At 57.2% G+C, this 25,841-nt stretch carries 24 protein-coding genes and 1 tRNA gene; 16 read left to right on the top strand and 9 right to left on the bottom strand.

The features are described from left to right. Positions 1-16 precede the first annotated feature (16 nt). Both ACZ5EH_RS07880 and ACZ5EH_RS07875 read left to right on the top strand, forming a co-directional pair. The gene (locus ACZ5EH_RS07880) at positions 17-1,201 is read left to right on the top strand and encodes a pyridoxal phosphate-dependent aminotransferase (protein ID WP_464277575.1); all 1,185 of its coding nucleotides are present in this window, start codon (positions 17-19) and stop codon (positions 1,199-1,201) included. Between the two features lie 77 nt (positions 1,202-1,278). Continuing rightward, positions 1,279-1,365 (top strand) — tRNA-Leu (locus ACZ5EH_RS07875). A gap of 112 nt (positions 1,366-1,477) precedes the next feature. Here ACZ5EH_RS07875 and ACZ5EH_RS07870 read toward each other — a convergent pair. The 3 genes from ACZ5EH_RS07870 to ACZ5EH_RS07860 all read right to left on the bottom strand — a co-directional run bounded on the left by ACZ5EH_RS07870 (position 1,478) and on the right by ACZ5EH_RS07860 (position 4,511). Beyond that, positions 1,478-2,959: a hypothetical protein gene (locus ACZ5EH_RS07870; protein ID WP_464277574.1), complete on the bottom strand. Its 1,482-nt coding sequence runs from the start codon at positions 2,957-2,959 to the stop codon at positions 1,478-1,480. A 148-nt stretch (positions 2,960-3,107) separates the two neighbouring features. Continuing rightward, the gene (locus tag ACZ5EH_RS07865; protein WP_464277573.1) at positions 3,108-4,202 is read right to left on the bottom strand and encodes a lytic murein transglycosylase; all 1,095 of its coding nucleotides are present in this window, start codon (positions 4,200-4,202) and stop codon (positions 3,108-3,110) included. 39 nt (positions 4,203-4,241) lie between these two features. Further along, positions 4,242-4,511: a hypothetical protein gene (locus tag ACZ5EH_RS07860; protein WP_464277572.1), complete on the bottom strand. Its 270-nt coding sequence runs from the start codon at positions 4,509-4,511 to the stop codon at positions 4,242-4,244. A 311-nt stretch (positions 4,512-4,822) separates the two neighbouring features. Here ACZ5EH_RS07860 and ACZ5EH_RS07855 point away from each other — a divergent pair, with 311 nt between their 5' ends. The 5 genes from ACZ5EH_RS07855 to ACZ5EH_RS07835 all read left to right on the top strand — a co-directional run bounded on the left by ACZ5EH_RS07855 (position 4,823) and on the right by ACZ5EH_RS07835 (position 9,312). Beyond that, on the top strand, positions 4,823-5,614 hold the full coding sequence (locus ACZ5EH_RS07855; RefSeq protein WP_464277571.1) for a hypothetical protein: 792 nt from the start codon (positions 4,823-4,825) through the stop codon (positions 5,612-5,614). A 131-nt stretch (positions 5,615-5,745) separates the two neighbouring features. Then, positions 5,746-6,723 (top strand): GGDEF domain-containing response regulator, encoded by a 978-nt coding sequence (locus ACZ5EH_RS07850; protein WP_464277570.1) that lies wholly within the window; start codon positions 5,746-5,748, stop codon positions 6,721-6,723. Between the two features lie 252 nt (positions 6,724-6,975). Then, positions 6,976-8,427, top strand: a complete 1,452-nt coding sequence (locus tag ACZ5EH_RS07845) for a vWA domain-containing protein (RefSeq protein WP_464277569.1) — start codon at positions 6,976-6,978, stop codon at positions 8,425-8,427. After that, on the top strand, positions 8,424-8,699 hold the full coding sequence (locus ACZ5EH_RS07840; RefSeq protein ID WP_464277568.1) for a hypothetical protein: 276 nt from the start codon (positions 8,424-8,426) through the stop codon (positions 8,697-8,699). Before ACZ5EH_RS07845 ends, ACZ5EH_RS07840 begins: the two co-directional genes overlap by 4 nt. A gap of 61 nt (positions 8,700-8,760) precedes the next feature. Next, the gene (locus tag ACZ5EH_RS07835; protein WP_464277567.1) at positions 8,761-9,312 is read left to right on the top strand and encodes a hypothetical protein; all 552 of its coding nucleotides are present in this window, start codon (positions 8,761-8,763) and stop codon (positions 9,310-9,312) included. Here ACZ5EH_RS07835 and ACZ5EH_RS07830 read toward each other — a convergent pair whose 3' ends face one another. Further along, entirely contained in the window at positions 9,313-9,477 is a 165-nt protein-coding gene (locus ACZ5EH_RS07830) for a YegP family protein (protein WP_464277566.1), read from the bottom strand. Between the two features lie 108 nt (positions 9,478-9,585). Between ACZ5EH_RS07830 and ACZ5EH_RS07825 the strand changes: the two genes are divergently transcribed. Beyond that, positions 9,586-9,831 (top strand): hypothetical protein, encoded by a 246-nt coding sequence (locus ACZ5EH_RS07825; protein WP_464277565.1) that lies wholly within the window; start codon positions 9,586-9,588, stop codon positions 9,829-9,831. A 104-nt stretch (positions 9,832-9,935) separates the two neighbouring features. Beyond that, a complete protein-coding gene (locus tag ACZ5EH_RS07820; protein ID WP_464277564.1) occupies positions 9,936-11,189 on the top strand; it encodes a glycosyltransferase family 2 protein in 1,254 nt (417 codons plus the stop codon). Here ACZ5EH_RS07820 and ACZ5EH_RS07815 read toward each other — a convergent pair. After that, on the bottom strand, positions 11,138-11,839 hold the full coding sequence (locus ACZ5EH_RS07815; RefSeq protein ID WP_464277563.1) for a DUF2238 domain-containing protein: 702 nt from the start codon (positions 11,837-11,839) through the stop codon (positions 11,138-11,140). The two genes, ACZ5EH_RS07820 and ACZ5EH_RS07815, sit on opposite strands and share 52 nt — an antisense overlap. Positions 11,840-12,169: 330 nt before the next feature. Between ACZ5EH_RS07815 and sbtA the strand changes: the two genes are divergently transcribed. The 4 genes from sbtA to ACZ5EH_RS07795 are packed head-to-tail and all read left to right on the top strand — an operon-like array spanning position 12,170 to position 15,120. Beyond that, on the top strand, positions 12,170-12,280 hold the full coding sequence (gene sbtA / locus ACZ5EH_RS07810) for an SbtA family thio(seleno)oxazole RiPP natural product precursor (RefSeq protein WP_464277562.1): 111 nt from the start codon (positions 12,170-12,172) through the stop codon (positions 12,278-12,280). Between the two features lie 15 nt (positions 12,281-12,295). Next, entirely contained in the window at positions 12,296-12,430 is a 135-nt protein-coding gene (locus ACZ5EH_RS07805) for a hypothetical protein (RefSeq protein ID WP_464277561.1), read from the top strand. A 24-nt stretch (positions 12,431-12,454) separates the two neighbouring features. After that, a complete protein-coding gene (sbtM, locus tag ACZ5EH_RS07800; RefSeq protein WP_464277560.1) occupies positions 12,455-14,149 on the top strand; it encodes a thio(seleno)oxazole modification radical SAM maturase SbtM in 1,695 nt (564 codons plus the stop codon). A 56-nt stretch (positions 14,150-14,205) separates the two neighbouring features. Next, positions 14,206-15,120 (top strand): radical SAM/SPASM domain-containing protein, encoded by a 915-nt coding sequence (locus ACZ5EH_RS07795; RefSeq protein WP_464277559.1) that lies wholly within the window; start codon positions 14,206-14,208, stop codon positions 15,118-15,120. 12 nt (positions 15,121-15,132) lie between these two features. Here ACZ5EH_RS07795 and ACZ5EH_RS07790 read toward each other — a convergent pair whose 3' ends face one another. Beyond that, complete coding sequence (locus ACZ5EH_RS07790) at positions 15,133-16,653, bottom strand: SagB/ThcOx family dehydrogenase (protein WP_464277558.1); 1,521 nt, start codon at positions 16,651-16,653, stop codon at positions 15,133-15,135. A 229-nt stretch (positions 16,654-16,882) separates the two neighbouring features. On the opposite strand from ACZ5EH_RS07790, the gene ACZ5EH_RS07785 reads away from it, so the two are divergent. The 3 genes from ACZ5EH_RS07785 (at position 16,883) to ACZ5EH_RS07775 (ending at position 19,308) form a co-directional block, all read left to right on the top strand. Then, complete coding sequence (locus ACZ5EH_RS07785; protein WP_464277557.1) at positions 16,883-17,437, top strand: biotin transporter BioY; 555 nt, start codon at positions 16,883-16,885, stop codon at positions 17,435-17,437. Next, positions 17,434-18,231, top strand: coding sequence for an energy-coupling factor ABC transporter ATP-binding protein (locus ACZ5EH_RS07780; RefSeq protein WP_464277556.1), 798 nt, complete (start codon positions 17,434-17,436; stop codon positions 18,229-18,231). The genes ACZ5EH_RS07785 and ACZ5EH_RS07780 overlap by 4 nt, the downstream gene beginning before the upstream one ends. A 75-nt stretch (positions 18,232-18,306) precedes the next feature. Next, positions 18,307-19,308 carry a hypothetical protein gene (locus tag ACZ5EH_RS07775; RefSeq protein WP_464277555.1) on the top strand — a complete coding sequence of 334 codons (1,002 nt, stop codon included), beginning with the start codon at positions 18,307-18,309 and terminating at the stop codon, positions 19,306-19,308. A 61-nt stretch (positions 19,309-19,369) separates the two neighbouring features. Here ACZ5EH_RS07775 and ACZ5EH_RS07770 read toward each other — a convergent pair whose 3' ends face one another. Genes ACZ5EH_RS07770 through ACZ5EH_RS07760 form a run of 3 tightly spaced genes read right to left on the bottom strand, consistent with a single transcriptional unit; the run spans position 19,370 to position 25,250 of the window. Next, positions 19,370-22,504, bottom strand: a complete 3,135-nt coding sequence (locus tag ACZ5EH_RS07770; protein ID WP_464277554.1) for an efflux RND transporter permease subunit — start codon at positions 22,502-22,504, stop codon at positions 19,370-19,372. Beyond that, positions 22,501-23,766, bottom strand: coding sequence for an efflux RND transporter periplasmic adaptor subunit (locus ACZ5EH_RS07765; RefSeq protein WP_464277553.1), 1,266 nt, complete (start codon positions 23,764-23,766; stop codon positions 22,501-22,503). Before ACZ5EH_RS07765 ends, ACZ5EH_RS07770 begins: the two co-directional genes overlap by 4 nt. Further along, positions 23,763-25,250, bottom strand: a complete 1,488-nt coding sequence (locus tag ACZ5EH_RS07760) for an efflux transporter outer membrane subunit (RefSeq protein ID WP_464277552.1) — start codon at positions 25,248-25,250, stop codon at positions 23,763-23,765. The genes ACZ5EH_RS07765 and ACZ5EH_RS07760 overlap by 4 nt, the downstream gene beginning before the upstream one ends. Positions 25,251-25,841 lie beyond the last annotated feature (591 nt).

Raw genomic sequence — 25,841 nt, 5'->3', positions numbered from 1 at the left:
AATGCAGGGGGCGAAAATGCCATTGTACGATGTCAGTCGCCGCGTGCGGCACATACCGCATTCGGCCACCAAACAAATGCCTGTCATTGCTGCGCAGGTCGGTGATTGTGTTTCCTTGGGACAAGGCGTGCCTTCTTTTCCTACGCCCGATCACATTATCGACGCTGTTTGCGAAACGCTGCGCACAGACCACGGCGCAGGCAAGTACTCGTTGCAACAGGGACTGCCCCAACTCAGGCGGGCCATTGCGGGGCAATTACGCGCCGAAAAAAATCTGGAAGTGGACCCCGACACCGAATTGGCCGTCACGGCCGGCGCCATGGAAGCCCTGCTCATGGCCACCCTCACGCTTGTAGGACCGGGGGACGAGGTGCTGCTTCCTTCGCCGTATTACCCCTCCCACGTGGAGCAAGTATTGCTGGCCGAAGGCACCCCCGTCGCCGTGCCGCTCAAACCCGAAGATTGGAGCCTGGACATCGAGGCCATGCGCAATGCCGTGACCTCTCAAACCAAGGTGATGATCATCAATTCGCCCCACAATCCTACTGGGGCGGTCTTCTCCCGCGAAGATCTCATGGCCCTGGCCGAATTGGCCGTCGACAACGAACTCTACGTTATTTGCGATGATACATACGACTCCCTGACCTACGAGAAGCCCGGGGCTTTCAGCCTGGCGACCATTCCGGAACTCCGCCCCCGGCTGATAGCAGTGAACAGTTTTTCCAAGCGTTACGCACTTACAGGGTGGCGCGCCGGCTACATAATGGCACCTGCTGATATCCTGGGCGAAATGCTCAAGGTGCACGATTGCTCGGTAATCTGCGCACCAACGCCGGCCCAGCACGCTGCACTGGCTGCATTGCAGGGCCCGCAGCAGGAAATGGAGAACTTTCGCCTGGCCCTCGACGCCCGCAGGCAAATCCTGTGCAAGGGGCTGGATGCACTCGCCCCCTTGTTCAGCTATGTTCCCCCAAAAGGGGCGTTCTATATCATGGCGCGCTGTGACAGTTGCCTGCCCGACTCTCGCGAACTCGCCATCCGGCTTATCCGCGAGGCCCGAGTCATCACCATACCAGGGGGGGCTTTCGGCCCCGGCGGCGAGCGTCACCTGCGCATGTCCTTCGGCTCCAGCGAGGAAGAAATCACGGAAGCACTCTCCCGCATCAAGGACTGGGCGCGGCGCGAAGGCGCTTTGCGTTAAGCGTGAAAAAATCTGCTTGGAGGAGCAAAAAATGCTTGCCAAGCCCCGGAGGGTATGATTAAAAGACCCTTCTTGAGGCCGAAGTGGTGGAATTGGTAGACACGCTAGGTTCAGGGTCTAGTGCGGGTTTCCGCGTGGGAGTTCGACTCTCCCCTTCGGCACCATCAAGTTTACAACAGCCTGACCCGAGGCTGATGAAAAGGTCGCTGCACACGCAGCGACCTTTTTTTTGCTTTTACGCCGCGCCGCACCATCCACCGTTTTCTATCCAGCAGGTCAGGAAGCTTCAGGAATCTGCCGCCTTTCAAAAATCACAGCGCCCCTGTCTTCGTAAATCAAATTCCAGGAAGCCAAAGCCCTGATTTGTACCGCAAGGGGTGAACGCGCCCGCAATACTGCCAACTGATGGTCGAAATCATCCAGAAACGCCATGTCCTCGCCATTCAATGCTGCAAAGACACGGGCGGAGACAGTTTCAGGAAAAACCGTCTCGTAACGTCCATCAAAAGCAATGTGAAACGCCGTGGGAAGCCGCCAAAGAAGATACTCCCCCCATTCAAATTCTGTGAGGATGTTCCCGCCATCGCGTTTTTCCAAAAAATCAGCGGCTTGCACTGGGTATGCAGTATTACCCTGCCGGGGGGGCGCAACAGCCGTATCCGGGATAGTCAACCGCAATGGAGCTGTGCCGGCAAGTTCCAGACATGCGAGAACAAGCAGCACCCCCCCCAGTAATGCCATGCCTGACCTGTGTGCGACAGGAATGGCTGACAGCTTGTATTTATGTAAAAAAAGCCTTTGGTATACGTGGTCCAGATATCTGGGAAGCAGCATGGCCACGCTGAAAAACACGAATACCGAATGGCGTAAATGCCGGAACCCTGCAAAAAAGGTTACGCCCAGCACCAGGGCGTCGCGACTTTTCAGTCGCCCTGCCCCAAGTATGACGCCCAATGCAACTGCTAGCGCTAAAAAGTAGGGCACAACATTTTGTACAAGATACCCCTGCTGCAATGCAGTGGTGATGGAAATCCATTCGCCAATCCACTCCCTTTGCAGGCCGACAGCGTCAACCATATATAGAAGGTAATCAACGCCATACGGATTGATGAGCGTGGCAAGCAGCTGGAGTGCAAAAATTACTATCGGCCAGAAACAGTACTCTTTTTTGCGCCAGCCATGGAATGTTGCATCAAAAGCGTACAGCCCACATATCCCCAGCCCCAGGGCGAACCCACCATGCAGATTGGCCCAAAACACCATGAGTGCCGGAGTGCACCACAGCAACCACCTACTCCCGGTGGCGTAAAAGCGCTCCCAGGCAGCGACCCATGCAATGAAGAATAAATTGGTGAAGATTTGAGCGCGTACCGGGGAATAACCGATCGTAAAAACGGGCGAGGCAACAAGCAGCATGAAAAACGATGCTGTCCAGGAGCTTTTACGTAGCCTTGCACAATACAACAGCATCGCCACCGTACAAAGAAACATGAACCAGCGAAAAAGCATAAGGCCGGTAAACCCGAATCTTTCGACTATTGCCTGGAAGATAACCCCAGTGAGCCACTCATGGTAAATCCAGACGTCCTTCACTGGCAGATAGGAAAAGGGGTCGTGAAAGGGAAAATCACCCTTGAAAAACAATTTTCCAAACGCAAAATACCCAAACAAATCAGGGTTTGCGTCATTGGCCAGAAACTTGGCGGCACACCACAGGACAACCCCCACCCCAAAAATGAAAGATGTCCAGAATCGCATGCGCGATATGCTCAAATGGCCATTGTCAATTGTGCCCATGCTTCCAGAGAATTCCAGACAATGCCTGAAGGTGTCAGGGTGGCTCTGTGGCGACAGGTTGCAATGAGCTCACTCAATGCACGGACATCCCACCAGCCAAAGGCGTCACTTATTTATCTTCTTTCAATCGCTCCGCCACCGCCATGATTGTATTCACGTACACAACACTGTGATTGTAGTTGTACAACGCCTTGCGTTGCTTGCGTACGCTTGCGCCCGGGTTGCTCCACCCGTGTCTTTTCAAATAGTTGCCCATACTCGGCAGGGCGTCGTCCACGTCAAAGAGGTTCACCACCCCATCGTTGTCGCCATCCACGCCAAAACGCAGCGCATTGCTGGGCATGAACTGGCAGATGCCTATGGCGCCATAGATTGAACACGGCAGGGTACGCGGGTCTGCTCCCTTGTTTTTGGAGTACACAAGAAGCGCCTTGAGCTCGTCATAGGCCCAGTCCGCCTTTTGGCGGGTGCGTTTGCGCAGCCAAGTAAGCTGGGCGCCCTGAGGGGTATCGTACTTGAAGGTCTGCAAAAAGGTCTCCGGCGTGGTGGAGCGCGCCATGCTGGCAAGGGTGGCAAAGGCGGCCTGGTCTCCGAGAAAATTCCCCACACGGGTTTCCACGGCCAGAAGCCCCACTGCAATTTCCGGAGGAATGCCGTATTCGTCCTCCACCTTTTGCAACAACTTTGTGTGGGTTTTGTAAAATTCCCGTGCCTCGGCCATACGCTCTTCCGTGAGCACGCTACGCCAGACCGAAGCGCCATGGCTTTCAGGCTTTGGAGGGGGTGTATACCCCGCCGGCGCCTTGCGCCCCTGATTGACGGCGTACTCCAGCAAGGATTCGCTGACCTGCCCGTTCACCTCCAGCCCGTTGTTGGCCTGGAAACCGCGGATGGCAGCCCGGGTCTTACTGCCGGCATACCCATCGGCCTTGCCAGGAGCATAGCCCAGGCGGTCTAGCTGGCTCTGGATTCTACGCACCAGGCCGGAACCATACTTCTTGTTATACAGGGTGAGCATCTTATGCCCCATGGCTTTGGGGTCGTACGCAATACCTGCAAAAAGCTGCTGTAGCTGACTTCTGTCAAAGCCATCGGCCACCAGCCTGTCTACAAGGGGTTTCCAGTCCACGCTCTGGGCTGCAACAGTTGTACGGGCACAACAAAAAAACGCCACAACCGCCAATAAGATCGCTATTCGTCGCACGTCATTCTCCAGCGTACCGACACGTTCAAGATGCCGGGATTATTTTTTGTTTTTCAGGCGCTCGCGCACTTCACGGGCAAGATTGGCAAAATCTTCCTTGCTCAAGCGTCCGGAATCGCGCAGGGCCTTCAACCTGAGCAACACAGCGTCCAAATCCAGGGGGCCATCCAGCAATCCACGCTCCACACCGACCTTGGAGAGCTTTGCCGCCAGTTTTTCCCCCAAAGGGCGGCCGTGCTTGCGGGCCAGATTCACGCCTTGCTTCACGGCCAGCAGCCTGAGTTGCGCAAAAAGCTCGCGTCTGATCATACATTTCCGCCATGTGGCAAAAGGTTGCTTTCAGATTTGGTGCAGGAGCGGCCAGCGGATATCCAGATATCGTGCTCGTCTCCTCTACCATCAATACCGTGGCAATACGGTATCACGCAAGAGGCGCTTGCTTCTCTACTTTTCTGTAATGTGTATTCCCAGCCCTTCCAAGGGGGGCAGGTATCTTGCTGTTGCCGAGAGGCATGTGTTATCGTAAGAGAGTTTAAGATTTAGCAAATCACGGACTGCTACCCGTATCAGTAATAGACGCCCCATTTCAAGAAATATGGGGCAAGCAAGGAGTGACATATATGCTGGGCGCATTTCTGCCTGCTCGTTTGATATTGCTTCTGTTGTTGGCTCTGGTTGTCAGCTTGGCGTCTGGTTGTTCCTGGACCAGCGGTCTTTTCGGCGGCTCGGATTCTCCGGAGCAAACCCAATCCGAAGGCGAGGCCCCTAAAGCATCGACCGACGGCAAAGACCTGGACATGAACATGGGGGCGGCCCAGGAGAGCAAAAGCACTCCCGCTCCAAAAGCGGAAAGCGCCCCTGCTGGCAAACAGGAACCGGCCTCGGAAAAAGCTGCTGTGCAAGATTCCACTGCCAAAGAGGAAAAGGCCGCCGCCAAGGAGCCTGCCAAGCCTGAAGCAGAAGAAGAAATCCCGGAAATCAAGGCCAGGGGCCGTGTCCCCCTTGAACGCGCGGACGGTTCCGTCGTCACCCATACTGGCGATATCGACTACCGCACTTCCGAGGCCCTTCTGGAAGCTGTTGAAAAGGCATCCACCAAGGATACCTTTCTCGGGTACACCGAGCCTTTTGACGCGTTTCCCGTTTTGGATGGCGCCGACACCATCAGCGCTGCCTTCGTTCCTGCAGACTACCCGCATCACAAGATATTCTACCACATGTTCTACCAGCCCAATCAACCTTTCCACGAGCGGGTCTACGGCTACACGGTGATCGATATGCGCACCAATCAGGACTATGGGCACTTCGACGGCAATGCTGACGGCATTTTCGAACAAAAAACGCTGGACCCAAAAATCATCATAGACGACTACCTTAAGACATCAGAAAAGGCACCTGGGGCTGCCCAATAGCATTCTAGAATTACCGTCTTTTATTTTTTCTTTGCCACGGTCGGCTCTCTGTGGCATTAGAGTCTTTACCTGTGCAGTTTTTTCAACACTGGCCATACGGTTTTATAATATATGGGAAAGAGTATCACCTGATGAAGATTTTGATTGTCGATGACTCACCGACATCGCGAATGCTCCTTGAAAGCATTCTCCGCCATAGCGGCTACTCTGAACTGCTTCAGGCCAGTTCTGCCCGAGAGGCTATCGAAATACTCGAGCAGGGCGCCAGCAGCAATGCGGAGGACGCCTCTGTTGTGCATGAGGTCGACCTTGTCCTCATGGATTTGAACATGCCTGGCATGAACGGCATCGAAGCAACGCGCACCATCAAAAACATCGAGCGTTGCAAGGACATACCCGTTATCATGGTCACTGTCAGTGACGATGCCGACAGCCTGGAGCGCGCATTTGAAGTCGGCGCCATCGATTTTATCAACAAGCCCGTCAGCAAGGTGGAGCTCCGCGCCAGAGTGCGCTCTGTACTGCGGCTGAAGCAGGAAACCGATCAAAGAAAAGCACGGGAGCGCGAACTCGAAGAACTGACCAGAAAACTCGAGGCGCTCTCCAATCTGGACGGCCTCACCGGCGTTCCCAATCGGCGGCTATTTGACGATACGTTCCAAAAAGAGTGGCGCCGGTGCCGCAGGCGGGAAACACCCATCTCCCTCATCATGATCGATATAGACTTTTTCAAGGCCTATAACGACACATACGGGCACATTCAGGGGGACGCCTGCCTGCAAAACGTGGCCAAGGCCATTCAGGACATGCTCAGACGTCCAGGCGACATTGTCGCGCGGTTCGGCGGGGAAGAATTCTGCGTCCTGCTGCCCCACACCGACGCTGAAGGCGCTTACCAGATTGGCAAAACCATTAAGGACCAGATCTCGGGTCTGGGCATGGAGCACAGAGCCTCCAAGGCTGCCGATGTGGTGACTGTCAGCCTGGGCGTTGCCACCGCCATCCCCACTGACGAGCAGGACCCCAAAGACCTGCTGCGCCAGGCAGACCAGGCCCTTTATAATGCCAAACATCATGGCCGCAACATGATAGAAATCTTTGGCAACTGAGCCCGCACCCCTTCGCAAAAACATTGCAAAAAGCACGCACCCCTACTTTGCACTACTTTGCATTGTAGTTTCGTAGTGTTGCAGTAGCATTACCCTCACGTAAGCCGCAATTCGGCCGAGCTTGCCGGCGGCAGAACACGAGGAGGGTAATATGAACAGAATCTCACTGCGCACCGTACTCATCATCATCTCGCTCACATTCACGGTAGTGGTTGGCTTTTTTCACAAGCCGCGCCGCACAAGGAGGGAGTCATGAACAAGACGACCCTTCGCTCCATCACCGTTGTCGCCGTCTTGATTCTCACCATGCTTGCGGCCCTGGTTTGGGCAAGGCAGGATAAATCCCAGCCCCCCACGGCCCAGATCCCCTTGCCATCCAGCGCGGCGGTTTCCAATTCCTTGTTGTCGATGCAGGCGCAACTCAGCCAGAGTAAAATAGCCCAGAATAGCGACGGGCTGGTTTCCATGGCCTTGACCATCTCCGCCTTTGACGATCCGAACGCCGCAGCCGCCTCCCAGAATAAGCAGGATACGCCTGTGGATATGGTTATTGTCCTGGATCGCAGCGGCTCCATGCAAGGCAGCAAAATGCAAAACGCCAAGGCAGCCATTTTGTCCCTTGCCGACAAATTGAGCGAATCCGACAGGCTGGCCCTTGTTTCCTATTCCAATGGCGTCACCCTGCACAATGGCCTTTCACGCATGACCAGCCGCTCCCGCGATGGTCTCAGACGCACCGTGGATTCCATTGTGGCGCAGGGGGGCACCAACCTGGGCCTGGGCCTGGCAAAGGGCATCGCCATATGTGAAGATGCCCGACAGCCGGGGCGCAATGTCCGCCTGTTGCTGCTTTCCGACGGCCACGCCAACCAGGGTATTGTAGCCTTGCCGGAGCTGGGCGCCATGGCCCGGGCCGCATTGCGGGGCGAATTCACCATCAGCACAGTCGGCGTGGGTGTGGACTTCAATGAACAGCTCATGACCGCCATCGCGGACCGCGGCCAGGGCAGCTACTCTTTCATGGAAAACCCCACTGCCTTTGCCTCCGTTTTCCAGCAGGAACTGGGCTCTGCCAGAATGATGGCGGCCAGTGGGCTGGAAATATGGCTGCCGTTGCAGCAGGGCGCAACCCTGGTGGAAGCGGGCGGATACCCCATAGAACACAGCCCCGACGGCGCAGGATTCTATCCCGGCAACATCCAGTACGGCCAGACCAGAACCATTTATGTGACCCTGCGTCTACCCGTGGAACATACCGGGGAGATTGCGCTGCCCTCACCCATCCTGCGCTATCGCGTTGGCGACGCCCCCCGTGAAATACGGCTGGACATGCCACTTTCCGTACTCTGCGTGGCAGATGAAAAAGAGGCCGTGGCATCTCTGGACCAGGATGTATGGAGCAGCAAGGTCGTTCAGGAAGACTACAACCGGCTCAAGGAAGAAGTTGCGCTGGACGTGGCCCAGGGCAACGAAACACAGGCCCTTGCGCGCATTCGCGAGTACAAGGAACAAAAGAGCAGCCTCAATGCTGTTGTCGGCTCGGAACAGGTGCAGGAAAATCTGGAAAAAGACGTAGAGGCATTGCGTGACGAGGTGCGCCAGATACAAACCGCTCCAGAACCGGCAATGCTGCGCAAACAGGCGTCCAAAAAAATCCAGCATGAAGGCTATTTGAGCCGCAGAGCCAAAGGGAGCGTCCAATGAACGTCCTTAAACGCATCAACCGTATGCTGCGGGCTGAAATGCACGCCCTGATGGACGACGTGCAAGACAGGGAAACCATGTTGCAGCGCGCCATGGAGGGCATGCGCAAGGCGCTTGCAGAAGAAGAGCGCAAGCTTCGCAGGCTGGATGCAGCATTGCATGCCGACTGTGGCGAAACAATGCAGTCTGAACGGCAAATACTGGCCGAACGGTTACGCGTTCACAAAAGCCAGTACGCCAACCTTGCGCTGCGTGTCGAATATACACGCTGAAACCATATCAGGGCGCCCTGTTCCAAAATGGGGCGCCCTTGGCGATTCCAGGGAGGTTCCCATGAGTCCCGCCAGCCGCTTCACATTGGCCATGGCCTGCATTGTTTTGACGAGTGTACTCTTTCCCTTGCTCCACTTCGCCTTTGCCCTGCATGCCGGTTCGGCCGCAGCACTGGGCGCCTGTATCTGGCTGGCGATCATGATCAGCGGCTGGATTCATTCCCTGGGGCGAGAAAAAGGGCGCGTGGCCGCCTTTGCCGTGATGCTCCTGCCTCTGCCTGTGGTGTTCCTGGCCACTGCGCCCCTGCTTATAGGGGTGCAGGGCGCATGCGCCTTGTTCCTTGCGCGACGGCTGCTTGCCCCCGCCCCCAGTGGGATATTGCCCTGGATAGCCGAAACAACGCTTACTTTTGGAGGAGGGGCTCTTTGTATATGGCTTGCGCCGGATGTCATACCGGCGCCGTTGAGCCGCGACGCACTTTCTTGGAGCGCTGCTGCAGGGCTTTTCATGTTGTTGCAGAGTGTACTGCTGGTGCCTCTGGGCGCAAAAAACAAGCGCCCCCTGGATCCTTTCGAGGAGCACATGCAGCAGGCAGAGCGGATTCTGGGGTAATTAGTCCTGATATCCGTTGCGCCTGGCATTGCCCAGGCAATCCGCCTTGTTGGCATAGCCTTCCGATGCTGCGCCTACGATTCTGCCGTTGGGCGCAATACGGCGCCAGCGCCACTTGTCCCTTGCGTCCTTGTAAAATTCCCACACGTCCTTTTCGCCGGACATATTCGCCTCACATTGGTTTCAGAATTGTTTCTTGTAATCATACCAGACAAATCAGAGAGGCGATACGTTATCGAACAAACATACCCTTATTTCCGCTTCCTTCTCCTCTTGTCATTCCGCCGGGCAGACCCTATATTCATGCTTCAGGGAGGCGTAATGAGCATAACCTATGTGACCGGACCACACCTTGACCAGCCCGTCAGCGACACCGCGCCGACCATGGACTATCTGGCCGGTGCACCCACCGGCCCCTACGTCGTAGAGCCGTCCACGCAGACATTTTACGTGCATCCGGCCACCAGCGGCTACGTGGTGGAAGCCGACGCAGGCGGTGTAGTCAACACGTCGGCCTGAGCCCCCCAAATGCGGCGATCTGAAAAATCTGCTCCCAACGCGCCCCTGTACAATAATAAACGGGGGCGCTTTCTTTTTGCCTTCCAGAAAGCAGGAGCCCTGAATTGACTCCGGACAGATGCACAACCATTGTCATCCCGGCCTGGAATCTTTGGGAGTACACACGCGCCTGCCTTGAGAGTCTGGCTTCCTGCGCAAAAGGTGCGCCCTTTCACATCGTGGTGGTGGATAACGGCTCCACAGACGCAACCGCCGAGCACTGCGCGCCACTGGGCGAACACCTCTTTCCGGGGCGCTTTACCCACCTCAGGCTGGAGCGCAACCTGGGATTTGCACAGGGGTGCAATGCCGGCGCAAAAACCCCAGCTGCCGCAAAAAGCGCTTTTTTGCTTTTTCTGAACAACGACACCAATGCAACGCCCGGCTGGCTGGAAACGCTGCTGGCGACCATGGAAGCGCCTGGGCAGCCTGTGGCGGCCTCCCCCCTGCTGCTCTATCCCAGGGTCAACCGCGTGCAGCACGCCTGCATCGGCTTTGATCCCAACATGCACCCTGTCCACCCTTTTCATTATTTTCCCGGCAGGCACCCCGCCCTGGATTCGCTGCGCTCCCCGCAGGCGCTGAGCGCCGCTGCACTCATGGTCCGGCGCAGTGAATTCGAGGCCGTGGGCGGCTTTTGCCCAGAGTACATGAACGGCAGTGAAGACATAGACCTCTGCTGCCAGTTGCAAAAACGTGGAGGGAAATTCGCTTTTGCCCGCCGGGCCATTCTGCACCACGCCACCAGCAAAACCCCGGGGCGCTGGGAGCACACTGCCCACAACGCCCGCCTGCTGAATACACGCGCCAGGGGGTGCTTTTTGCCGGACCTGCATCGCCATGCGGCGCGCGCCGGCTTCACACTCTCCCTTACCCCTTGGCTGGAGCCCCTTTTGGCCATGCGCACCCCCCTGCCTGAGCACCTGGACACGGCCGGGCAAACACCCAGGGAGCTTGGCTCGCTGCTTGAGCAAGAACCCTTATGGGAGGCGGGATACCGGCGCATTACAGGCCTGCTGCAAAATGAGGCCCCCACCCTGGCGCTGCAATGGGGCGAGGCCTGGGCTCTGCTGCGCCCTTCATTTGAGGCTTTGGAAAACGTGCTTAAGCTGGCGCAAGCGTGCGACGATCCCGTCGCCATTGAACGCTGGAGCGAGGCCCTGCGTAAAAACCGGGAGCTTGTCGCCCACACGCGGGAATTGCGCTCTGTGGCGCAGCAAAGCATGGAGTGGTGCCGAAAAAACGGGCAGAAAGAAGTGGAAAAGCTCTATAAAGACTGGCTGGACGGACCGGCTGAGTCCTGCGGCACACTGTCATAAATCAACGTATGACGAGGGCGCTGTCGCTTGGGAATACGCGGCACTCGACTTTCCCGAATACCATAGAGCACCAGGGCAGAAACCGCGCCCAGCGTATCAGCCAGCATGTCCTTCTGCGCATCCCAGATGTCTCCCTGGCTTCCCAAAAATTCAATGCCGGCGTCACCGCCCTCGAGCACGGCGTACAGCCATTCGATAATCTCGTAGCCTGCAGCCACGGCCATCACCGCCAGCAATCCAAAAAGCACGGAGACCCAGCGCACGGCCCAACCCTTGCGGTCTAGCAATTCGGCAAAGGCAAAGGCGTAAAACCCCACCATGAAATGCCCCACCCTGTCGAAGTGGTTGCGCTCAAAGCCAAAGGCTTCGGTGACCCAGCCAAAAGGAACATTGGCAAAGGTGTAGTGCCCCCCGATGGTGTGCCAGAACATCCAGCATGCCATCATCACGTAGGCCGCGTTGCTGAAACGGTACTGCCGGTAGGTGCACGCCAACAGCAGGAACACGATCATCAGTGGCAGATTCTCGGCCCACCACACTGCGCGGGAAACAGGCGCAATAGCCAGCACAGCCCAAAAGACCACATAGGCCAGGGCCAGAAGCAGTGGGAATCTGCGGCCGAAAAAAGTCTTGTATTCCATTCCCTTCATTAGGCTGTCACTTCCCGAAAAGTCAACTGAAAAGGGCGTCTTGTCCCGCTGCAGCACCCGCAAAACGTGCTTTTCACCGCACCTTATCCGTAGTTGTTCGGGTACCTTTTTGTAAAAAACAACCCAGAGCCATTGTATTCTTCTATGAATATGCTATTGTGGCATAGAATTATCCAATTGCCATGTCGGCTGCGCAAGAATCCAGGGGTTTGCAAAGGGAACTGGGGCAGGGGGGAGAGTTCCCCGCAGTTGAACAACGGAGGATTGTGCAGCCCACATGGCCCTAACAAAGGGGGCGCCCCGTCCCTGGCTCGTTTCTGGAGGGAAAACATGGATAAGAAGGATGTCAAAAAAGCCCTGGCCGGCATCTGCATCGCAGGGCTGGTAGCCGGCTCAAGCCTTGGGTGGCACGCCAGCACGGCCAATGCCGCCTCGGGTTGAGGCGGTTCCGGGGGTGTGGTCGACACCCCGAAAAAAGACCAGAACGGTGGTGACAAATCGGACGCCGCCACTTCGCAGGATTCCAAGGACAAGGCCCCGGTTACGGAAGGTACGGAAGATAAACCCAAGAAGCCCAAACCATCCGGCTGAGGCGCTGTTCTGTAGCGACGCCGTGTGCGTCGCACCACCAATTATCGCAAGAGGGCGCGTCGTCTGCCGATGCGCCCTCTTGCCTTGCAACTCAATCCAGGCCATCTTGTATCCATGAAAGCACAGGACGATGTCTGCAATCGCATTTTTGCAACCTGCCGCCGCATCCTTGGCGAAAACGCCTGGGAAAACGTCCTGTCAGAATCCGCCCCACATGATCCTGACGCGGTATGCGCCCATCTGGCGCGCATAGATGACACCTCCTACCCGTGGCTGGGCGACCTGGCCACCCTTGAACTGGCGATGGAGCAGGTGCGCTGCTGGCAAGAGGCACAGCAATCGGATGCAGCTCCCTGCCATGGTCTGGAGTTGCACCCTGCACTACAAATCCTTTCTGCCAATGTTTCAGGACTTTGCAGCCTCATTGCGGGCGCGCCCCTCGAAGCTATCCAGGCCAGACCCGAGATAATTCTGGTATGGCCCGAACCAGACAGCACCGTAACGTGCGCCGCCGCCAGTGATGATGATCTATTGGCGTTGAAAATAGTAAGCGAGGCATTGCCCCTGGCCGATGTGGCCCGTGTGGCCGGCGTTACCATCGCCGCTGTGCAGGGACTGCTGCGCGCTGCGGCGGAAAAGGGCATCTTGCGCAAGCCACCTTCCCTGTTACGACGCACGCCAGACCGTGCAGCAGCATCGCCCGCCATGCCCGAGGGGATTCACGCGGCCACGGGCTTCACGCTGCAATGGCACCTGACACAGGCATGCGACCTGCGTTGTCGCCATTGCTACGACCGGTCCCCCCGCCAAAACGCCCCTCTTGAAGAGGGCTTAAAACTCCTGGAAGAGCTGGCGGCTTTTTGCCGGCAGCGCAATGTTTCCGGCCAGGTCAGTTTTACGGGGGGCAATCCCCTGCTGCACCCACATTTCATGGATTTCTACCGCAAAGGCGCGGCTTTGGATCTTGGCCTGGCCATTTTGGGCAACCCCTGCGGGCCGGAAATCATCGACGCCATGATCGACGTGGAAAAGCCTGTATTCTATCAGGTCAGCCTGGAAGGGCTCGAAGAACACAACGATTACATTCGCGGCAAAGGGCATTTTGCCCGTGTCCTGGAGTTTCTGGATATGCTGCGGGAAAAAGGCGTGCTTTCCATAGTCATGCTGACCCTCACGCGGGACAACATGGACCAGGTGCTGCCCCTGGCGCGTCTCCTTGAAGGGCGTGCAGACCGCTTCACCTTCAACCGCTTATCCCTCATGGGCGAAGGCGCCGCCCTGGCCAGTGTAGACAAGGGCGCCTACGTTTCCTTTCTGCAGGACTATATCAAGGCCTGTCGCGCCATGCCGCACGTGCGCATGAAGGACAATCTGCTCAACGCGGCGCTTGCCATGCAAAACGCCCCCCTGTTTGGCGGGTGCACGGGACATGGCTGCGGCGCCGCCTTCAACTTCATTTCCGTGCTGGGGGATGGAGAAGCCCACGCCTGTCGCAAGATGCTCGCGCCTTTGGGCAATGTGTATGCGCTCGGGTTGGCGGCGGTGTATGACGGAGAGCGCGCAGCGCGCTATCGTCAAGGCAGTTCCGCCTGTGACGGATGCGGCATACGCCCTGTTTGCGGCGGGTGTCTGGCCGTTGCCGCCGGTTTGGGGCTGGACCCATTGCGCCAGCGCGACCCGTATTGTTTTTTCGACCAGGCGCCCCCGGCTGGATATTGAGCCGCTTGTAACGCTTCCGCGCTTGCGCCCGGGGGCCTGCCGCCCTATTGTGGGGCATGGGCTCTTCACCTGTCACGCTTCTGAACATCGAGTTCAACTCCTCCTGCAATCTGCGTTGCCGTTGGTGCTCCCTGGACCATGACAAGCAACGCCAGGTAATGGAGCGCAGCCTGCTGGCCAAGGTCATGGAGCAACTCGTGGCGAGCGATGTCGTCCGGCTGGCGCGCATAGACCTGCATAATGCGGGAGAAACACTGCTGCACCCTGACCTGCCCGGCATGCTCACCGAAATACGTCGCGCGCGCCCCAATCTGCCTGGAAATCCCAGAGTACAATTGCTGACCAACGTGATGCTGCTCACGCCGCACAAGGCGGAACAGATAGTACGCAGCCGCGCGGTTGATGTCATGCGCTTCTCCCTTGATGGCGGCACGCGTGAGTTGTTCGAATCCATCCGCATTGGCGCGAAATGGGACGTGGTGAGGCGCAATGTGGAGACGTTTCTGCAAATCAACGCCGCAGCGGGGGCGCCCATCAAAACCGAAGCCATATGTATTCTACCGCCGGAAAGCCCGACAGCCCCAACCACTGCGCGGCTGGATCCTGATTTTCGCCATCTGCTGGAGCGGCTGGACAAGGTTTCCCTGCGGCATCCGCACAACTGGGACGGCAGCGCTGATCTGGGAGTGGACGACGCCAGTTACCGCGCCATTGCCACGCGTATGGAAGGTCGTTGTTGCTTCCTGCTCGAACGCAACCTGGTTGTTCTGCCAGACGGCAATGTTACGGTCTGCTGTAACGATCTCAACGCACGGGGCGTCATAGGCAGCATTCAGGAACATGGGGTGGACGCCCTGGCCATGAGTCCCAAACGCCAGCAAATGATGGAGCTCTTCCGCACGGGCAACAAGGCAGCAATTGAGCTGTGCAAGGACTGCAGCGGTTTTTTCGGACCACCGCGTAAAGACTGAGGCGCAAAGACGTCAGCGACGCACGGGGCCGCACGCCACCAGGTAAAGCAACCAGGCGCGATCCTCCAGCCCCAGCAGGACAGCGGCTTCCTTGTCGAAAAAGGCGCCGATGCCACAGGCTCCCAAGCCCAAGGCTGTCGCCGCAAGGTATACCCGCTCGCCAAGGCGACCGGCCTCGATCATGGAATGTCTGTAGGAGCGCGGACCTGCCGCGGCTTCCAGGCCGGGAATATCCACAAAAAAAAGACACTGTACCGCGGCGTTTCGAATCCACTCCTGCCCCAGGCAAACACTGCCAATGGCTAGCGGCAGAGGGGGGTGTCTCGGGGTGGTGAACATTTTCGCAACGCTATTGTCTTCTCGCCGCAGCAGGTACACCCCGTCACGAATGCGGTTGTCCGCCACATTCTGCACCACCATGGCCACTTCGCAAGCGCGAAAGCCGTATTCCTCCTGCCCGCACAGGCTGCGCGCCAACGCCAACACAACCTGGGGATCCACCTTTTGCGGCACAAAATTTCGTTTCGAGCTGCGTTTTTTGATGATGGAGAACAGGGGAAGGTCTGCCATGCGGGGCAGGAACTCTTTTCTGACCTCAGGCAACCGGGCGAATTTCAATTCCTTGTCCAGGATAGCCTGCCAGCCGGAAGACGCAGGCGCCGGGCTCGCCAGGGGCAATTGCATGCTGCTTTGATGCATGGTGTCCAGCAACTGATATTGCAGCTCTGCCTTGGCCACCCTGCTGGCTTTGGCCAGTTCTTCCTGTTCAAAAGGCGCGGATGAAAGGCGCGGCGCGGGCAACGATGTGGCAGGCGCACCCAAGACTTCGACAACGGCCAGAGCCCCTTCCAGGTCGGATGTAACTCCCAGCAGGCTGTTTATCGCCTTGTCATCAAAATCAATATGCACACGGACATCCAGGCCTTCCGCCCGTAGCGCCAACTTGAGGTTTTCCAGCACATGGCCGCAATCCAGCAGACAGTAGCGGTAGCCTCTTGCGCGGTATTTCCAGGTGGATCGAAAAAAGATGCTGGAAAGCACGAAAGTAAGCGGAGCAGGCGAGCCCATCATGGCGCACCCTGCCGCCACCCGTTGTACAGCGTCCTGACGTTCCAGGGACACAAGCGCATGTTCCAGTGGCGCATAATGATAGAGCCCAGGCCAAAGCCCGGGTTCGCCATCCAGCAGCGAGCCCACAGCGCAATACATCTCCACAGGGTGCAGCGCCCCGGCAGAGGCGGCGCCACGGAAGTAGTAATCGCCGCGCGGGGTGTTGCTGACGCCCGTTATGCCGCAGGCCAGATAGAGAATGCGGCTGAGCATGGGCACATCCACGATTTCGGCGGACACGCCTTGCCCGTACAAAGCCTCGAAAAGTGATGCCGTAGGGAATCCAACAGGCTCGGGCAGAGAAAATGTCTCCAGAGCCAGTTTTTCAGGATAGCGCTTGAATTCGGCAGGCAGGTTGCTCCAGTCGAGCCCCGGTCCTCCGAGCGTCCACCGCGTATGGCTCGTTTCATTATGGTATGTCATGGCTTTGCCGCCATCCATAGTACCCTGTCGCTTAACCCTGAAAACCATCCACTGCCCCTTGTACCATGACGAAGTGGGACATCTTGACCAGAACCGCCTGGTATGAAAAAAAGCTTACGCGTCACCAATGGCTCCTGGCGTAATGCAGACCAAATTAACTGTCAGTATCCATTCACGCTTCCTTATACGCTATCGTATAATCTACATTCATCTTGAGACGTGGTAAAGCATGACACAGACATCCCTGACACAGGTACACAACATCGTTTGGACCGCGCTAATGGCGGCGCTCATTGCGGCCGGCGCTTTCATAAATATACCCATTGGTCCGGTGCCGATATCTTTGCAGACCATGTTCCTGGTATGCAGCGGTTTTTTGCTCGGCCCCAGGCAGGGTATGCTGGCCGTAGTCCTTTATCTTGTGGCCGGATTTGTCGGCTTGCCTGTCTTTGCAGGGGGCGCTGCCGGTCTGGGACACCTGTTCGGCCCCACTGGCGGCTATCTGATCGGATTCATACCCTGCGCCGGTCTGTCCGGCATGGCGCTGCGGGGCCTGGAGCCAGGCAAGGCGCCGTCCTGGAAATCGCTTTTTTTCTGGGGGTTCTTGGGACAACTGTCGGTCTTTGTCATAGGTGTGCCACGGCTGGCCATGGTTATTGATTCAAGCCTGGGCAAAGCCTTTGCCGTCGGCATGCTGCCCTTTATGCCCGGCTTTGTGCTGAAACTCATTGGCGCCTGTTTTGCCGCCCGTTTTCTGCACGCCAAGGGACTCGTACGCAGATGAACGAACACACGCCCTCTGCAGCGCAAGAACTGCCGCCGCTCATCCAGTTGGAGGAGTGCAGTTTTGCGTACCCGGGCAAAGGCCAGGTGTTGGCGAATGTGAGCTTTTCTGTGCCGCAAGGCGCCCTGTTTCTTTTGGCCGGTGTGAACGGCAGCGGCAAAAGCACACTCTTGCAACTGCTTGCGGGACTGCATGCGCCCTCTTCCGGAAAAGCCGTCATAGCGGGCAACACGATGCCAAAGGGGCAACGGGCCGTCCGCCGCATGGCGGCTCTCTGCCTGCAGGAACCGGACTTACAAATTCTGGGAGCCACCCCCCGGGAAGACCTGGAGCTCTGTCTCCACAAGCATGCCGATCCGGCTCCCGCCCTGGAAATGGCCGATCGTTTCGGCATAGCCCATTGCCTGGATACGCCTGTTCATACATTATCCCACGGGCAAAAACGCAAGCTTTGCCTCGCCACTGCGCTGCTCACCCAGGAATTACGCGGCAAGAACACATCCGCCCTTTTACTCTTGGATGAACCCGTTAGCGGGCTGGACTATCCGGCTATTATCGAACTCAGGGAGTTGCTACAGGACAACAAGAACCGTGGCGTGACCCAGGTGGTGGTCAGCCACGACCTTGAGCCGCTGCTGGACCTGGCAGACTTCATGGGGTTGCTGGCTGATGGCAGGCTTCTGCATCTCGGAACTGCCGAAGCGGTATTGCCCCACGCGCGGGAGTGCGGCGTACGCCCCCCATGCCGTTGGAACCCCGATGCTCCTGCTGCGCCCATCCCCCCCTGGGAATGATCCGCGCGCATCCGGCGCCTGATTCATTGAAGCAGCATTATTGCGCTCTTTTCTCCACGCTGGTATCAGGTAGGGATGTGTAAAAATCCCTCCCCCGAAATCGCGCTTGCCACCGATTTGCGCGCCCTGCTCGAAAGTGGCCTGACCATTGAGCCTGAGCAGTTGCGCGTCATTGCGCAGGCTTTGTATCTAGACGATCCATTGACGTTGCCGCCCGCTGCTGCAGAGCAGACGATGCACGCCATTCAGAGAAAGCTCACCGCGACCAGCGGCGCAGATGAAGACACGGACGAGACCGAAGCCACGGCCATGCGCGAGCTGGCCCTGTTTCCGGATGCCTCCTTGCGACAAGCCGCTGAGCTTCTGGCCCTCAAACACGGGGCTGACGCCAGCGCCAGTTTTGATCTCACCTGTCTGGCGGAACAGCTCGCAGGCGTGGAAGTCAAACTGCGCCCCGCCTTTGCCACTGCGAATCTGCCCGCCATTCGCCTCGAATTCGATATGGCTGATGCAATGCAGTTCGCCACCAGGCTGCGGCTGTACAACAAAATCCCCCCACAGGTGGCCAATGCCCTGAAGCAAGTGCGCCAGGAAGCTGGTGAAAATGCGTTCCTTGCCATGCGCGCCGCGTGCAGGGGCGTCCGCTTCTCCTGGAAAGAGCACCACCTGGAATTTATTACCCGTTTATTGCAAGGGGCGCTGGATATGCCCCGCTGCTGCAAGCGCCTGCCTGCCGTGCTGGATTGGGCTTTGGGCTTTGCCCCTATTGCTGGGGAGGATATCCCTGGGGCCATGGCTGCACGCCGTGACGAACTTTCGCGGCAGCTTGAGCTTGCCAAGGAAGTGGACAAGGTACGCGACAAGCACAACTTTGAGACCCGGCGCATGCTGGGCATAATCGAACCGCACCTGGAACCCGATGCGATCCGTTCCGAGCTGCTCTTGCTCGACCTGGCCTCTGTCGCAACAGGATGGGGCGTTGTGCCCATGCACCCTCAGGTCATGGAGCAGGACCTGGGCGACCTGGAAAGTGTGGACGACATGCAGGAAATGATGCTGCGTCTCGGCATCTTCTGACGTGCTCACAAGTCGTTGCGGCAACCCGATCGTCATGTAAAAGGGCGGAATCTCTTCCGCCCTATTCGTGCCCGTGGGATTCCGTTGTCGGCGCCGGCGCAAACCAATTGGCAAGCCGCACTTTGACATCCTCCAGCACCAAATACAGCGCCGGCACCATGAGCAGCGTGATAAAGGTGGCGAAAAGAATGCCGAATCCCAGGGAAATGGCCATGGGAATCAGGAACCGCGCCTGCCTGGAGGTCTCCATGATCATGGGCGCCAGCCCCCCGCACGTGGTCAGGGTGGTCAACATGATGGGGCGGAAACGTTGCACGCCAGCGTAACGAATCGCCTTTAACGGCTTTTCCCCTTTGCGCACACGCCGGTTGGCAAAATCAATGAGCACCAGCGAATCGTTCACCACCACGCCGGAAAGAGCCACCAGCCCGAACATGCTCATAAGGCTCAATGAGTACCCCATTATCAAATGGCCGTAGACAGCGCCGATGAGACCGAAGGGGATGCAAAACATGATGATGATCGGCTGAAAATAGCTCTTGAACGGAATGGCCAACAGCCCGTAAATACACAGCAACGCAAGCAGCAGCCCTTGGTACAGGCTCTCCATGCTGTCCTTGAGGTCTGCCTGGCGCCCTTCAAAACTCCAGGAAAGCCCGGGGAAACGGTTGCGCAACTGCGGCAGCACGCTTGCCTTGAGCTCGTTCATGATGTTTTCCGCCATGGAGCGGGGCGTTACGTTGGCGGTAACACTGTTCACACGCCTGCTATCAGTACGCACGATGCTGGTGTACGCCCTGTTGGGCGCCACCTCGGCCAGTTCACGCAAAAGCATGGTCTGCCCGTTGGGCAACAGAATAAGCAGGTCTTCCAAGGTCTGCAGCGTGGCTCTTTCCCGTTCGGGTAAACGCACTCTGACGGTGACCTCATCGCGCCCCCGTTGTTGCTTCAGGGCCTCTGCACCGTAAAACGCGCTGCGCACCTGGCGGGCAATCTCATTGGAGCTGATGCCGGCGGCTTCTCCAGTGGGCAGCAGGGTAATGTCAAATTGACGCTTGCCTTTGGCAGCACCATCATCGATGTCCGAGACCCCCTGGAAATCCGCCAACTCTTCGGCCAACGCCTCGCTGGCGCGGTCGAGCACATCTGTATCCTTGTGGCTCAATTGTACGGTCAAGGCCTTGCCGCTGCCAGGACCGCCGCGGTCAGCCTCAAAAGATATGGACTCCAGGCCGGGGATGGTGCCGGCTTCTTTGCGCCATAGCTCGGTCACCTCTGTGGTGGAGATCGGCCGTATTTCAGATTCAGTCAAATAGATGCGGGATTCAACCTCGTTTTCCTCGACCTTGGTGAAAATCCCCAGGCTGAGCTGGTCGCCGCCATGATCCCTGACCACGGCTTCAGCCGCATCCCCAAGGCGTTTCTCCAGATTCTTGACGCTTTGCTCAGAAGCTCCATAGGGCAGAAAGGCATCCACGTAGGCATAGTCGGACTCGATGCGTGGAAACAGCTCCATGCCCATGCGACCGGACCTTACAAACCCCAGGGTGCCTATCAGCAAGGCAAGGCCGAGCGCCAACACAAGATATCTGTTTTTGAGGGAGAAACTCAGCAATTTACCATACCTGTGGTGAATAAAACCCTCGAACCAGGTGCTGAAACGGGCCTGCAAGGCTATGAAGCGGTTGACGGTGCGCCAGCGGGTGCGTTCCGAGCCATGTGAAAGGTGCGCCGGCAGCACGAAAAGACCTTCGATGAGCGAGACCAGGAACACCGCGCCCACAACTATGGGTATGTATTTGAATATCTTGCCCATCACACCAGGCACGAAGTACATGGGCAAAAAAGCCACGATGTTGGTAATAACGCTGAAGACAACCGGCCCGGCCACCTCTTTTGCCCCATCTATTGCGGCGGCAAGGAAATTCTTGCCCCGACGCCGGTGGTAGTAGACGTTTTCACCCACCACAATGGCATCGTCCACAACAATACCCAGGGTCACGATGAAGGCGAACATGGTTATCATGTTGATGCTGAAGTCGGTGGCTGAAAGGAACAGAAAAGAGCCCAGAAACGATGTGGGGATGCCGAGGCTGACCCAAAAGGCCAGACGTATTTCAAGAAACAGGGCCAGGGCGATGAAGACCAGGCCCAGCCCCATGTAAGCGTTGCGCAACATGAGATCGGCGCGATTCTCGAATATTTTGGAACGGTCCCTGAGGACATCGATGGAGACCGTGGATGGCAGATTTTCGGAAAATTCCTCGGCCACTTTGCTGGCAGCGGTCGCCACCTCAACAGGGGTCTGGTTGCCCACGCGGTAGACTTCCACCATGATGGCCTTGTTCCCGTCAAAGGAGGCCCACATGTTGGTGTCTTCAAACCCTTCATTTATGTTGGCGACGTCTTCAAGATAGACTTTGTCGCCCCCTTCACCAATTTTGATGGGGATGCGCGCAAATTCCGAGGCGTACTCCCTGCGGTCCGTAACGCGGACAAGTATTTCGCCCTGGCTGGTGCGCATGCTGCCGCCGCCCCTTTCCACCGAGGCGGAGGCAATCTTGTCCGCAATATCGTCCAGTGTCAGGTTGTAGCGTCTGAGATTGTTTTGGGAGACTTCGGCGTGAATCTCCAGATCCCTGGCGCCTTCCAATTCCGCCTGGGTTATGCCCGGACTCATCAAAAGGGCGTCCTTGAAATCATCGGCCACCCTGCGCAAGGTCATCTCGCCTACGTCACCATGAACCGCAAAGGTGACCACCCCCCTGCGCCGCGATGCGATAACCACCGTGGGGTCTTCGGTTTCGTCGGGAAAAGTGTCGATAGCATCGACTTCGCTTTGAATATCCTGCAAGAGCCGGTCGATGTTCGCGCCTTCTATGGCCTCGACCTGTACGGTGCCCACGCCCTCGCCGGCCGTCGCCGTAACCTCATCCACTCCTTCTATGCCCTGGACAGCCTGCTCCACGGCAAGAATGACGCCCTTTTCCACTTCTTCCGGGCTGGCGCCGGGATAAGGGACGGTCACGGTCACCATGTCCATTTCAAATTCAGGGAAAACCTCCTGCTTGATGTTTCCCCCGACGATCACCCCCCCTATGAGCAACACGAGCATCACCAGGTTGGCGGCAACCGAATTGGAGGCCATCCAGGCAATAGGGCCTTTTAAGTGCATATGGCGTTCAGGACTGCTCACTGCATAACCCTCTTGTTGGCGTTCTCCGCCTCTGCACGCTTCTCATTGCCCTTCCCGGCATCTTCTGCCGTGGCGGGTTCTTCGCCTTCTATGCGCAAAGCCATGCCCGGAATGGGCGATGTAATCTCGGAAACAACAACAGAAGCACCCTTTTCCAAGCCGTTTTCACCATAGGGGATGAAAACGTGCTCGGAATCCTTGCCTGCAGGCTGCACTTTCTTCACAGCGAGCTTATTATCCTGCACCAACCAAAGCTGATCGCCTTCCCTAAGCGCGCTGCGCGGCAGGGTGAAAACATTCTGCAAGGGCTGGGTTTCAATCTCCAGGCTCACATACTCGCCAAGAATAAGCGGCTTGCCCGCATTGGTCTTGCTATCCAGAGGGGAATCCACAACAACAATGCCTTTCGCCATTCTGGTCTCATCGTTCAGCGTACCGGAAAGCCGCTGCAGGCGGCCATGCCAGCCATTTGCCCCCGTCTGGGAGCGCACAGTCACAGGCACGCCCCCTTCCCGATCAAACTCCAGATGGCTCAAGACATCCAGAGGCAATGCCGCCTCTATCCAATATTCATCAGTGCCCACCAGGGTCGCCAGATCGGTGGACGTGCTCACTTGCGAGCCCGCATTTATATCCAGTGTGGTGACGATGGCATTAAAAGGGGCGCGCAGTTCGGTACGCTCCAGGTCCAGCTCCGCCTGAGCAAGATCGGCCTTGGCGCTTTCCAGCGACGCCTGGGCCTGCATGAGCTGGGGCTTGCGCAGGGCAAGATCCGTGTCGAGCTTTTCGCCTTTTTCCTGGGAAGCGAGCATCTTCAACTCTTCCCTGGCAATCACCTGCTGCCCCAGCTCCAAAGCCAGGTCAGCCTCGGCGCTCTGCACGGCCACTTGCGCCTTGGTTACTTCCAGGGAGTACTGCCTGGGGTCGAGCTTGACCAAAAGATCGCCGGCCTGCACACGGCCGCCAGGTGTCAGGTGGTCGGAAATGTTCTCCACTGTTCCCGAAACTTCCGGACGCAGGACCACTTCCTTTGCCGGCACCACCGTGCCCATGGCTTCCAGGCGCATGGGTTTGTTGCCCGGTTCCGGTTGCATCACCTGCACAAGCCGCGCAACCGTCTTTTTTGGGGCGCGCTTGGGCTGCACCTTGGAGTTGATGAAATACCTGGCGACCCCAATACCCGCGGCAAGCAGCACCAGACACAGCACAAAGGTGACAAAAGCCCGCAGTTTCGGGTGTTTATTCTCATTTCTATGGCTCATTGCCTGCTCCCGCCCTTGTAGTCCGCCCCCATAACGAGACGTATGGAGTCTCCGGCAGCATCCACGTATCCATCAGGTGTAAGCCGGTCTGTCCAGTCGCCACCCAGCGACCTGTAAAGGGCGATTCTGTAAGTTATGCGATTAGCCCGTTCCGCCACGAGCTTGCGCTCCAAATCCTGTACGTTGACCATTTCCGTCAGCAGCGGAAGATAATCGTCCTGCCCTTGCAGATAGCGCAACCGGGCCTGAATCCGGGCCTGTTTCGCAGCCTTGAGCTGATCTTCCAGCAACGCAACATACTCTCCTTGTCGCTTTTCCTGAATCAAGGCGTTTTGTACTTCCTGCACGGCAGTTGCCACCACCCGTGCGTAATCAGTCATATACTCATCCACAAGGGCGCGTTGCCTGCGTACTTCCGCGGCTCGTGCACCGCCATCAATAATCGGCCCCAGCAAGGAACCGGCAATCTGCTGCGCCCAGTTGTCCAGAATATACCCGATATTATTACTTTGGAACATATCGCTTGCCGACAGACTGATTGACGGGAGCCTGTCGGCCCTGGCCGACGCCACGTCGAAATCCCCCGCTTTGAGCCTGGCCAAGGCAGCCCGCACATCCGGCCTGTTTGTCAGCAATTGCACAGGCAGCCCCGTCTCGGGCAAGTCTATGAGTTGGGGCAAATCCTCCTGGGTAATCTGAATGAACTCAGGGGACGAACGGCCGACAAGAAAGGCGATTTCGTTTTCCAAAACACGCGCCTGGGATTGCAGAAGCGGCATTTCCGACCTGGTGCTGGCCAGCAGTTCGCGTTGCTGGGAAACATCCAGGGCCGTAGCCTGGCCGTATTTGAAACGCAAAACCTGTAAATCAAGCTGTTTGCTGTTGACGTCGATCTGATCGAGCAGAATTTTCATTTCCGCGCGAGCCGCAAGCAGGTCCACCCAGTTGGTGGCCACCTCACCAGTCACTGTCATTGCGGCAGCGGAGACATCATATCCCGCGGCCTCGGCTTCCAGGGATGCGGATTCGCTCTTGAAAAGGAACTTCCCCCACAAATCGACTTCATAGGAAGCGGCAAGACCAATACCGTAGCTTTCGCCCTCAGTGTAGGTGCCTTTGTCTTCCGAGGTGGTTTGCGAGTACCCTCTGTCACCCTGCGCGGATCCTTCCAGATTGAGCGTCGGGTACATGTCTGCATCGCTGATGACGCTTGCGGCCCGGGCCTGACGCAGCCGCGCCCATGCGGTTTGCACATCGAAATTGCCCCGCAAAGCGGTTTCCACAAGGGTGTTCAACTCCTCGCTCTCAAAAGCGCGCCACCAGGCCTTGGGCAATGCTTGTGCGCCATCGCCCCCCGAAGCATCATATTCCCCGGGCAAAGCCATGGGGCCGCCCTTGCGTTCATGTGGCCAGAGCATGCCGGCGCAACCGCTGAGGGAGGTCGTCAGCAGCAGCAACGTCACCAGTAGTATCAATCGATTCATTGTATCCTCAATGGTGCTGCACAATTGTGGAGCACTCCCGTATTCCTGCCCGGTTATCGGATGCGAAAACCGGTGCAATCTTTAGTATGACGCATGACGATGGCGTGGGGTTTACAGCAAATAAAAACTTTTTTTCATATCGCAAGAGCCGAAGGATCTGATTGCACAGCAGGTACCTGTGCCTTGTGTCCTGTTGCCTGGTGGCGTATGCTTTGTTTCAAAACAGCAGCGGGTAATACGTGCTTCATTTCTGCCTTGTATTTCCAGACAGCACCCCACGCAAGCGTTTTCACTGTCTTAGCGATTTTTGTCGGAAATCAGCTGACACCAATGGGTGCGCATTCGCACATACCATGGCTAACGCGCATTGTTTGTACGACAAACCGTACATTTTCCCCAAGTTTTGTTGGTATTTTTAAGATTTTTTATGTTTTTAACTTTTTGGAATATCATACTTTTTTTATCAAGAAGCGTGAATATACCATGATATGCTAAGGTTGTTTTGCGTTGACGTATGTTGACACCAGTTGATTATCGCGGTAGCAGTCTGACCATATTGCTGGGGTGGCCGGCAGCCGTTATGTACCTGAT

This window comes from Desulfovibrio biadhensis, assembly GCF_055388615.1.
This window is presented reverse-complemented; position numbering and strand designations above follow the sequence as displayed.

Coding starts and splice junctions, on each gene's coding strand:
- ACZ5EH_RS07860 (WP_464277572.1), bottom strand. CDS start 4,511: ATGATCAGACGCGAGCTTTTTGCGCAACTCAGGCTGCTGGCCGTGAAG.
- ACZ5EH_RS07880 (WP_464277575.1), top strand. CDS start 17: ATGCCATTGTACGATGTCAGTCGCCGCGTGCGGCACATACCGCATTCG.
- ACZ5EH_RS07780 (WP_464277556.1), top strand. CDS start 17,434: ATGAACGAACACACGCCCTCTGCAGCGCAAGAACTGCCGCCGCTCATC.
- sbtA (WP_464277562.1), top strand. CDS start 12,170: ATGGATAAGAAGGATGTCAAAAAAGCCCTGGCCGGCATCTGCATCGCA.
- ACZ5EH_RS07855 (WP_464277571.1), top strand. CDS start 4,823: ATGCTGGGCGCATTTCTGCCTGCTCGTTTGATATTGCTTCTGTTGTTG.
- ACZ5EH_RS07850 (WP_464277570.1), top strand. CDS start 5,746: ATGAAGATTTTGATTGTCGATGACTCACCGACATCGCGAATGCTCCTT.
- ACZ5EH_RS07795 (WP_464277559.1), top strand. CDS start 14,206: ATGGGCTCTTCACCTGTCACGCTTCTGAACATCGAGTTCAACTCCTCC.
- ACZ5EH_RS07785 (WP_464277557.1), top strand. CDS start 16,883: ATGACACAGACATCCCTGACACAGGTACACAACATCGTTTGGACCGCG.
- ACZ5EH_RS07835 (WP_464277567.1), top strand. CDS start 8,761: ATGAGTCCCGCCAGCCGCTTCACATTGGCCATGGCCTGCATTGTTTTG.
- ACZ5EH_RS07760 (WP_464277552.1), bottom strand. CDS start 25,250: ATGAATCGATTGATACTACTGGTGACGTTGCTGCTGCTGACGACCTCC.
- ACZ5EH_RS07765 (WP_464277553.1), bottom strand. CDS start 23,766: ATGAGCCATAGAAATGAGAATAAACACCCGAAACTGCGGGCTTTTGTC.
- ACZ5EH_RS07775 (WP_464277555.1), top strand. CDS start 18,307: ATGTGTAAAAATCCCTCCCCCGAAATCGCGCTTGCCACCGATTTGCGC.
- ACZ5EH_RS07815 (WP_464277563.1), bottom strand. CDS start 11,839: ATGAAGGGAATGGAATACAAGACTTTTTTCGGCCGCAGATTCCCACTG.
- ACZ5EH_RS07870 (WP_464277574.1), bottom strand. CDS start 2,959: ATGCGATTCTGGACATCTTTCATTTTTGGGGTGGGGGTTGTCCTGTGG.
- ACZ5EH_RS07845 (WP_464277569.1), top strand. CDS start 6,976: ATGAACAAGACGACCCTTCGCTCCATCACCGTTGTCGCCGTCTTGATT.
- ACZ5EH_RS07840 (WP_464277568.1), top strand. CDS start 8,424: ATGAACGTCCTTAAACGCATCAACCGTATGCTGCGGGCTGAAATGCAC.
- ACZ5EH_RS07830 (WP_464277566.1), bottom strand. CDS start 9,477: ATGTCCGGCGAAAAGGACGTGTGGGAATTTTACAAGGACGCAAGGGAC.
- ACZ5EH_RS07790 (WP_464277558.1), bottom strand. CDS start 16,653: ATGACATACCATAATGAAACGAGCCATACGCGGTGGACGCTCGGAGGA.